Origin of the sequence: Dyella sp. (assembly GCF_051954575.1) — a bacterium.
Classification (GTDB): domain Bacteria; phylum Pseudomonadota; class Gammaproteobacteria; order Xanthomonadales; family Rhodanobacteraceae; genus Dyella_B.
The window spans coordinates 1-8455 of the sequence record NZ_JBQCHP010000017.1 but is presented as its reverse complement, the minus strand read 5'-3'; the positions used below and the strand labels follow the sequence as shown (position 1 = coordinate 8455).

Here is an 8455-nt window from a genome sequence, read left to right as displayed (position 1 = left end):
ATGAGAATGCCCGCGCCCTGCTTGATCAGATCGAGCATGCCCGGACGCAGCCAGAACGGTTGCGCCACCGGCGCGCTGTCGGCCGCCGCATCGGTGGAGAACGCCTGGTTGATCACGGTGACGCTGTCGCCGCGCTGCGCGTCGTAACCGACCACGTTCTTGGTGAGGTCGGTCAGGTGCTGCAATTCCTGCGTGCTGAGCGCCACGCTGCCGCCTTTGCCATCGGGCGCAGGCTTGTTATCGACCACTACGGCAACGGTGAGACGCGTCAACTTGCCGGCGGGATTGCTGACGTGGCTGATGGTGCGGCCCAGTTCGTAATTGCGCGTGGCGGTGGATGATGTATCGGTGGGTGTTGCATTGGCGGCGTTGCTTGCCGCGGCGTTCGCCGCCGGTGGCGTGCCGGCGTTGGGCTTGGCCGCGGTCGGCTGCGCGACCGTGTTCGGCGGCTGGTTGCTCAAGGCGCCGGCGATTTCGCCTGCCGCGGCACCGTCGCGTTTCTGGTCGCTGCTGGTCTGTTCGCTGCGCAAGGCGGGCTTGTCGCCATCGTAGCTTTCGCTGGCTTTTTCGCTCTGGCTGAAATCCAGCGCCACGTCCACTTGTGCACGCACGCGTCCGGCACCCACGATGGGTGTAAGCAGTGTTTCGATGCGCTGCGCGTAACTGTTTTCCATGCGCGTGACCAGGCGCATATGCGCATCGCCCACGGCGCCGGGGCTGTCCGGATCGGATACGGTCAGCAGCGTGCCTTGCTGATCGACGACCGAGACCTGCGAAGGATCCAGATCCGGCACGCTGGATGACACCAGATGCACGATCGCCTGCACCTGGCTGCTATCGAGCTGGCGGCCCGGATACAAGGTGAGCAACACCGACGCGCTGGCCGGATGATTGTCGCGAATGAAGGCCGACGGCTTGGGCAGCGCCAGATGCACGCGCGCCGCGCGCACGAACTGCAGGCCGGCAATCGTATTGCCCAGGTCCGTTTCCAGCATTTCGCGGTAATGCGTGCTTTCGGCCAGATCGCTCATGCCGAACGGCGAGTCGCTTTGCGGCAACGTCGCACCGGCTGTACTGCCTTGCGGCAGGCCCTGGCTGGCAAGGCGCAAACGCGTCTCGGCCAGCACGTCGGCGGGCACGGATATGGACGCGCCATCGGCACCGAGGCGGAACGGCGTGCTGCTGCTCTGCAAGGCCTGCGTAACGGCGGCGGCGTCTTTCGGATCAAGCCCAGCGTAAAGCAATGCGTAATTGGGACCGCGCGACCACAACACGATGCCTACGCCCAGCGCCACCGCCATGGCGACACCCACCAGCAGCATCAGCAGGCGCGTAGTCGGATTGCGTAGAAGGATCTTGAGCTGATCCTGGCGTGCGTTGACGGTAGCGGGCGTGGTGTCGGGCATGGGGACGAATCAGTGAATGGAGGCGGCCATCTTGCGGCGTCGTCATTCCGGCGCAGGCCGGAATCCAGTTGTGTCGTGCGAAACACAAACCCTGCTCGTGTCGTGCCCCGCGGGCGCGTTACATGGATTCGGGTTTGCGCGGAGTGAAACGGAGCTACGTCAAACCGGCATGTTCATGATCGTGGTGTACGCATCGACCAGCTTGTTGCGCACTTCCACCAGGCCGCGGAACGCAAGATCCGCCTTCTGCCCGGCGATCGACGTCTTGACGATATCCGCGCCGGGATCGCCACGCTCGAACGCGGTGACCTGTCGCTGCGCATCGTTCTGCTGCGAGGCCACGGCGCCGATGCTCTGCTTGAACAGCGTGCCGAAATCCACGCCCGGCCCTTTCGATGCGGCGGGCAATGCGGCGGCCGGCATCGCACCGGAGGCTTGCGCGCCGAGTGCGCGCATCTGCGAAAGCAAATTGTTGACGTCGATCTGACTCATGTCGGTTTTCCAACGCTTGCGCGGTTACAGAGTGGTCTATGCAACCGCCGTGCCATTCTCCGGCGACGGGTCGCTGCTGCGGCAGGCCGATTGCAAACCGTACTTGCGCAGCTTTTCCACCAGCGTGGTGCGTTGCATGTGCAACAGCTTTGCCGCATGCGCGACCACGCCATCGGTGATGTCCAGCGCCTGGCGAATCAGCCCGACTTCGATATCGGCCAGGTGGTCTTTCAGGTCCACGCCGCCTTCGGGCAGCAGGATCTCGGTCTCCAGCGCGTGACGGTGATGCGCCGGCATCGGCTTGCTCTGGCCGTCCAGCATCGCCCGCACCACGCTACCGCCGGTTTCTTCCACGGCCTGCGCACCGCGGTATTTTTCCGGCAGGTCGCTGGCGCGCACTTCGCTGTTCGGATAGAGAATGGCGAGGCGTTCGACCAGGTTGGAAAGCTCGCGCACATTGCCCGGCCAGGCATGCTGGCGCAGCGACTGCATGGCGCTGCCGCTGAAGCGCACGCTGTTGAGGCCGCGGCGCTGCAGGCGTTGATTGAATTCGTGAATCAGCTCGGGCATGTCCTCCAGGTGCTCGCGCAGCGGCGGCATCTCCAGCGGGAACACGCTCAGGCGGTAATAGAGGTCTTCACGGAAGCGGCCTTCGGCGGTGGCCACTTCGAGGTTGCGGTGCGTGGCTGCGATGATGCGCACATCGCAGCGCTGGGTACGGTTGCTGCCGACGCGTTCGTACATGCGTTCCTGCAGCACGCGCAGCAGCTTCACTTGCATCGGCAGGCTCATGTCGCCGATTTCGTCGAGGAATAGCGTGCCGCCTTCGGCCATTTCGAAACGGCCCTTGCGCGTGCTGATCGCGCCGGTGAATGCGCCCTTCTCGTGGCCGAACAATTCGCTTTCCAGCAGTTCGGCGGGGATCGCGCCGCAGTTGATCGCCACGAACGGCTTGTCACGGCGCGGCGAGCAATCATGAATGGCGCGCGCCACCATCTCTTTGCCGGTACCGGATTCGCCCAGCACCAGCACGCTGGAATCGAACGGCGACACTTGGCGGATCAGCGCGTTGACGCGGCCCATCGCGGTGGAACCGCCGACCAGGCGCAGCGGCGCCGGCTGGCTTTGCGTGGCGCGCAGCGTGGGCGCACGGCGCACGGCTTCGGCCAGGCGCTCATAGCGCAAGGGAAAATCCAGTACTTCAACCTGGGCCGCATAGGGCGAACCGCCGCGGGTCATGCGTTCCAGCTGTGGCGAATCGGAGCCGACCAGCACCAGCAATTGATCCGCCGGCACTTCCAGCGAGGCCAGCAATTGTTCGCAAAGGGTTTCGTCGTCGATACCGCCTATATATACCGCTCGCCAGTCGTGCGTCATCGAATCGGTGGGCAGCGTTGCATCCCAGCGCTGCGGATAAAAGCCCATGAATTGCAGGGCGGACGTAACGATGTCGGCACGTGTGCCGTTGGATTCGATGATGAGTACGTTGCTGTTTGGCATAAGCACGAGTCCTGCTGCGTTTACTGCGACTGCTGACGAACAACGACGTTTTTCCGCTCCCAAATGTCGTGTTGTCCCCTGTGTGTCAGCTATCCGTCGTGACACGTGGAGCAGTCCAGCAAGAAGAACGCCAAAAATTTCGCAGCAAAACCATCCGTGCCAGGTATCGCGCCCAAAACGTGACGGAATTCGCGCAGCCGATTTGCACGAACTCACACTCCCACCCTCATGGAGAAAGCGCTTACCTCACTGATTTAGATCGATTTTTCGTCCGGAATGACGGATTTGTCGGACCGATCGGCAAGTGTTATGGACAGGTGTGCGTGCCGGGAAATTGCCGTTATCGAATGTATCGCCGCGTGATAGTGATCACACTCTGTGCTTGCTCCCTAGCACAGTTTCATTTGCACCCGTCAGTCTGGTGGAGGCCACTTTGCGTCGGTGGTGACAAAAAACGAAACGTTCCAACCCATCCTCGACCATTTCGCTCAGCGCATGAAAGTAAAGGAAAACGTTGTCATCGTTAAATGCTTTTCCGCGCAACGCCGGGAGCTCCAACGGCAACGCGCGACAGGTGTCGAAATGCAGGCGCACGAGCAGGCGGCTGTCGGCCGGAAGCAGGTTGCCCGGCACGATCAGGCCCACCGCGTTCAAACTCACCGGCTGGCGCGGCGGCAGCAGCGCGCCGGGCAGCAGCAGGCGATCGACGATATCCAGCAGCACGTTGATCTTGCTGTCCATGCGCTGCAGTTCCAGCATCAGCGGGTTGTCGTCGTCGCCGGCGTTGTCGGAGCGGCGTTCATCCAGCGAGGCGAGCGACCTCAATACGTGAAGATTGCGCTCGTTGCAGCGCGCGATGTCTTCCGGCGCCGGATCGAAGGCCTCGATGCCGACGTGCGGCTGGCCCTGGTAGGTCACGCGCTCGGAAAACGCCTGCCATTTCGCTTCGTCTAGCTGGGTTTGCATGAACTCCCCTCCTCGGTGCCGGCTTTATGACGGGCATGCCGGTGTCGGCATGATTCATTCATAAGGTGTGCCAGTACATGCCTCTATCGTCATCCCGTCTCTGAGCCACACCCGAACTTGGTCACATTGAGCGACGTGTCTGTCTTTAAGCAGGCCTCACGGTACCTCGTCGTCAATACGGCGGATGCCGGAATACATTTATATACATGCGGGTTATGTGTCGATTCAATGAAGTTCTACGCAACGGTCAGCATGGATTCCGGCCTTCGCCGGAATGACAATGAGGTAATAGCGAGCATTCAGAGAGTAGCAGCGAATGCAGGACTCACCGCGCCGACGTCACATACGTCTGCAGCGCCCGATGGTTGTATTGATGCTGGCTGAGCTGCTGCTCGAACTGTTCGCGCACCTGTTCGGCGCGAGCCAGCAATGCCTGGTTGTGCGCGTGCAGGGCGTGCAACGTTTCACGGTGTTGCATATCGAACGCGCCAATTTCCGCAGGCAGCAACGCCTGGCGGCGCGCGTCGAGTTCATTCACCATGGTCCAGTCACCATGCGAGGCAGCGTCGATCATCTCGACGGTCAGCGCCAGGGCCTGTTGCAAGGCATTGAACACCGCGTCGGTCATAGCGCCGCGGCTTTTGCCTTCAGCTCGGCCTGTTCGGCCAGATACGGTTCGCGAATCGCGTGCCACGCCTCGCGGATCGGCGCGACCAGGCGTTCGCATTCGTCCAGCGCGCGCAGATCATCGTTGAGCTGCGCATGGAGCAGGCGGCGGGTGATGTAGTCGTACAGCGCATCCAGGCGGCCGGTGAGCGAAGGCTCCACGTTGTGGTCGAGGCTTTCGCGCAGCGCGACCAGAATGCCGATCGCCTTGCCGAAGGCCTGGCCCTTGGCCGGAATATCCTTGTGCAGGATATGGCCGCGCGCCTGGTTGATGCGGTCGACCAGGCCATCGAGCAGCATCGCCAGCAACTGGTGGCGATCGGCTCCTTCGACACTGCCTTGCGCGCGGGTTTGTGCATACAGCGCGCTGCCATTGCGGGATGGATAACTCATGCATCAACCCTTGTTGCTGGTACCGGTGAGTGCGTTCATCGCCTGGGTCAGGTAGGAACTGGTGTTGTTGAGCGAGGACATTAGCGAGCTCAGGCTGGTGTACTGCTTGACCAATTGCTGCTGGTACACCGCCATGCGCGCGTTCAGCGCCGTCTGTTGCGACGACAGGCCGGTCAGGTCCTTGTTGAGATTGCCGATGCGCGACTGCAGCGCGCCGGAGCTGCTGTTGAAGCCGCTCACCAGGGTGCTGAGCCGTGTGGCGATGCCATTGGTGCCGGTGAAAAGTTGCTGCACCGACGACGGATTGCTGGACAAGGTATTGGCCAGCGTGGTCGCGTTGAGCGCCAACGTACCGTCGCCGTTACGGGTGATGCCCAGGCTGGCCAGGCTGCCGATGCTGCTGGCCGATACCTTGCTGCCCAGCACGCTGGCGATCTGGCTCTGCACCGCCGACAAGGTGGCGTCGCCCAGCAGCACGCCGGCCACCTTGGTGGTGCTGTTGTAGCTTTGCAGCTGGCTCACCGTGTTGGCGTAGGTGTTGTACGCGCTGACGAAATCGTTCACCGCCGTGCTGATCGGCGTGGTGCTCTGCGCCACCGTAAGCTGCGACGTGCCGGTCGTGGCGAGGTTGAGCGTGACGCCGGTCAGCGCGCCGCTCACGCTGTTGGTGGGGCTGTCGATGGAGATGCCGTCGATGGTCAGCTTCGCGTCCGTGGCCGCCGTGGTGGGCGTATTGAGCGAACTGGCCAGCGTGGTGACGCCGCTGCTGCTGGTGCTGTCCGCGCTCACGCTGAACGCGTTGGCCGTGCCGGTGCTCTTGGAGGTGAGCACCAGCTGGTTGCCGTTCACGCCGGCGACGATCGTGGCGGTCACGCCCGGATTGTCGCTGCTGTTGTTGATGCTGGTGGCGATCGCCGAAAGCGTGTCGGTCGCCCCTACCGCCACGTTCACGGTCTTGCCGGCCACCGTGATGTTGAGCGTGCCGGTACCCACCGTGGCGAGCGCGGGCTGTGCCGCACTCGCGCTTTTCTGCGCGGTAGCCAGCTGCGTCACGTTGAGGTTGTACGTGCCGGGCGCGGCATCCGGCAATGTGCTGACGGTGCCGAGCGCCGTAGTGGATAGCGTGGCGTTGAAGGTGCTGTAGGTAGTGCTGGAGGTCAGCTCGTTCAGCGCCGACTGCACGCCGGACAGCGCCGTCTGCAGCGCGGTAAGGCCGGCGATCTTGTTGTTGTCCTGGTTGGTCTGGTTGGTGATCTGCGCCTGCGGACCGGCTTCCTGCGCATTGACCAGCGCGGTGATGATGGCGTTGACGTCCAGCCCCGTGCCCAGGCCCAGCGAACTCAAAAGGCCCGTGCCGCTGATGTTGCCGCTGGAACTGCCGGTGCTGGAGGGAGAGCTGGCACCGCTGATCGCACTGGACAGTGCGCTGGAAGTGCTGCTCACGCCGGAGATAGTGCTCATGAACGCCTCATCGAAGGATGTCCGCTGCCATCGAGCCGTCGGCAAAACTCACGCTGTCACGTTGATCGCAAGTGAAAGCTTTGCCCGCCGCTCGCGTGGGATTTCTGACGGCCCGCGGGCCGTCAGACCCCTTGAAGCAAAATCCCGGCCATGGCTTTGCGCCATGGCCGGTAGTACCGATTAACCCAGCAGCTTGAGGATCTGCTGCGGCTGGGCATTGGCGGTGGCAAGCACCGAGATACCCGCCTGTTGCAACACCTGCGACTTGCTCAACTGCGCGGTAGTGGCTGCGAAGTCGGTGTCCTGAATCGAGCTTTGCGAAGCCGTCAGGTTGGTCTGCTCCGCACCCAGCGTGGCGATCGTCGACTGGAAGCGGTTCTGCACGCCGCCGAGCTGGCTCTGGAAGTTGCTGACCTGGGTCAGCGCCACGTCCACACGCGAGATCAGGTTGTTGGCGTCGTCCACCGTCAAAACGTCGCCACCGGCCAGCGAACCGGAGGCCGTGATCACCGAACCGTCGGTGTAGGAGGCACCCGTGGCGGCAAAGCCGGTCGCGGAGGAACCTACGCCGCTGGCGCCGAAGGCCACCGCACCGGTGGTGAGGTTGAACGCCGTGCCGGCCGCGCCGGTCAGTGCCGAGCCGGAAACGGCCAGTTCGCCCGTGGAGTAGAGGTTGATGCCGCCACTGGCGTTCACGGCCGCGCTGACGCCGGCGATACCGGCTGCGTTGATCGCATCGGCCAGGCCCTGTGCGCTGCTGGCGCTGGCGCCGCTCAGGCTATAGGACTTGCCGTCCGCGCCTTCGATGGTCAGGCCGCTCAGGCTGATCGACTGGCCCGACACGCCGCTGGCGTTGACGAACGCGCCGCTGACGTTGGCAGTGGCGATTTCCGAAACCTGACCCAGCTGCGAGGTCGTGGCGCCCTGGCCCAGCTGCACGTTGATGGCCTGGCCCACGTTCGAACCGATCTGGAACGACAACTGGCCCACCGATCCATTCAACACGTTGGTGCCGTTGAAGCTGGTCTGGTTGGCGATACGCGTGATTTCCGACAGATACTGCTGCACCGAGGTATCGATCGCGGCGCGGTCGGAAGACTGGTACGTGCCGTTGGCGGACTGCACGGCCAGGTCGCGGATGGACTGCAGGTTGGAGGTGATCTGGCTCAGCGCGGAACCCGCGGTCTGCGCCAGGTTGATGGCATCGCTTGCGTTGGTGCTGGCCTGTCCCAGACCGCCGATCTGCGTCTGGAAGCGCGAAGCAATCGCGAAGCCGGCAGCGTTGTCGGCGGCGCTGTTGATCTTCAGACCCGAGGACAGGTCGCGGGTGGCCGTGCTCAACGCGCTGCCCGACTTGCTCAAGTTGTTCTGGGCCTGCAGCGAAGCGATGTTGGTGTTTAGAACGAGTGACATGGATGTCTCCTGAAACCGGATAGGTGGTACTCAAGCCGGCGGGGTCCAGTCACGTTTTGCTGTGCCGACCGCCTCAGGGACTTTTTCGGCGCTGGGGGGGGATTACTTGAGAATTTTTTTGCTGTGGCGGCAAGGAGATGGGTTTGGGAAATGTGATG

Annotated in this window: 8 protein-coding genes; all 8 read right to left on the bottom strand. The window is 63.1% G+C overall.

Annotated elements, in window-relative coordinates; translation table 11 throughout:
• Positions 1-1406, bottom strand: a 1406-nt coding sequence (fliF, locus tag ACTHNE_RS02110; protein WP_440268468.1) for a flagellar basal-body MS-ring/collar protein FliF, incomplete at its 3' end; no start/stop codon positions are given.
• Positions 1407-1565: 159 nt separating this feature from the next.
• Positions 1566-1898, bottom strand: coding sequence for a flagellar hook-basal body complex protein FliE (gene fliE / locus ACTHNE_RS02105; RefSeq protein WP_324938012.1), 333 nt, complete (start codon positions 1896-1898; stop codon positions 1566-1568).
• A gap of 36 nt (positions 1899-1934) precedes the next feature.
• Positions 1935-3398 carry a sigma-54 dependent transcriptional regulator gene (locus ACTHNE_RS02100; protein WP_440268467.1) on the bottom strand — a complete coding sequence of 488 codons (1464 nt, stop codon included), beginning with the start codon at positions 3396-3398 and terminating at the stop codon, positions 1935-1937.
• Between the two features lie 369 nt (positions 3399-3767).
• On the bottom strand, positions 3768-4364 hold the full coding sequence (locus tag ACTHNE_RS02095; RefSeq protein WP_324947983.1) for a PilZ domain-containing protein: 597 nt from the start codon (positions 4362-4364) through the stop codon (positions 3768-3770).
• Between the two features lie 325 nt (positions 4365-4689).
• Positions 4690-4992 carry a hypothetical protein gene (locus ACTHNE_RS02090; protein WP_440268466.1) on the bottom strand — a complete coding sequence of 101 codons (303 nt, stop codon included), beginning with the start codon at positions 4990-4992 and terminating at the stop codon, positions 4690-4692.
• Entirely contained in the window at positions 4989-5423 is a 435-nt protein-coding gene (gene fliS, locus ACTHNE_RS02085) for a flagellar export chaperone FliS (protein ID WP_440268465.1), read from the bottom strand. The genes ACTHNE_RS02090 and fliS overlap by 4 nt, the downstream gene beginning before the upstream one ends.
• 3 nt (positions 5424-5426) lie before the next feature.
• The gene (gene fliD / locus ACTHNE_RS02080; RefSeq protein ID WP_440268464.1) at positions 5427-6884 is read right to left on the bottom strand and encodes a flagellar filament capping protein FliD; all 1458 of its coding nucleotides are present in this window, start codon (positions 6882-6884) and stop codon (positions 5427-5429) included.
• A 180-nt stretch (positions 6885-7064) separates the two neighbouring features.
• Complete coding sequence (locus tag ACTHNE_RS02075) at positions 7065-8297, bottom strand: flagellin N-terminal helical domain-containing protein (protein ID WP_324947975.1); 1233 nt, start codon at positions 8295-8297, stop codon at positions 7065-7067.
• Positions 8298-8455 lie beyond the last annotated feature (158 nt).

Excerpts from the sequence above, each read along its gene's own strand:
- fliE (WP_324938012.1), bottom strand. The coding sequence starts at position 1,898 with ATGAGTCAGATCGACGTCAACAATTTGCTTTCGCAGATGCGCGCACTC.
- ACTHNE_RS02100 (WP_440268467.1), bottom strand. The coding sequence starts at position 3,398 with ATGCCAAACAGCAACGTACTCATCATCGAATCCAACGGCACACGTGCC.
- ACTHNE_RS02095 (WP_324947983.1), bottom strand. The coding sequence starts at position 4,364 with ATGCAAACCCAGCTAGACGAAGCGAAATGGCAGGCGTTTTCCGAGCGC.
- ACTHNE_RS02090 (WP_440268466.1), bottom strand. The coding sequence starts at position 4,992 with ATGACCGACGCGGTGTTCAATGCCTTGCAACAGGCCCTGGCGCTGACC.
- fliS (WP_440268465.1), bottom strand. The coding sequence starts at position 5,423 with ATGAGTTATCCATCCCGCAATGGCAGCGCGCTGTATGCACAAACCCGC.
- fliD (WP_440268464.1), bottom strand. The coding sequence starts at position 6,884 with ATGAGCACTATCTCCGGCGTGAGCAGCACTTCCAGCGCACTGTCCAGT.
- ACTHNE_RS02075 (WP_324947975.1), bottom strand. The coding sequence starts at position 8,297 with ATGTCACTCGTTCTAAACACCAACATCGCTTCGCTGCAGGCCCAGAAC.